General features: G+C 67.3%; 1 protein-coding gene. It reads right to left on the bottom strand.

Going from position 1 to position 214, the window contains the following annotated elements; all coding sequences use genetic code 11:
- A partial coding sequence (locus IF89_RS0137340) for an ATP-binding cassette domain-containing protein (protein ID WP_158718196.1) occupies window positions 1-214 on the bottom strand: 214 nt, incomplete at both ends.

The following is a 214-nucleotide window of genomic DNA, read 5'->3' on the forward strand; positions in this document are numbered from 1 at the left end:
TGTCCGCGACGTCGGCGACCACGCCGAGGTCGTGGGTGATCAGGATCAGGCCCATGTTCATCTCGCGCTGGAGCTCCGCGAGGAGGTCCATGACCTGGGCCTGGACGGTCACGTCGAGAGCCGTGGTGGGCTCGTCGGCGATGATCAGGTCCGGCTCCAGGGCCAGCGCCATGGCGATCATGATGCGCTGGCGCATACCGCCGGAGAACTGGTG

It is taken from the genome of Streptomyces sp. NRRL F-2664, assembly GCF_000719345.1.
In the GTDB taxonomy this organism is placed as follows: Bacteria; Actinomycetota; Actinomycetes; order Streptomycetales; family Streptomycetaceae; genus Streptomyces.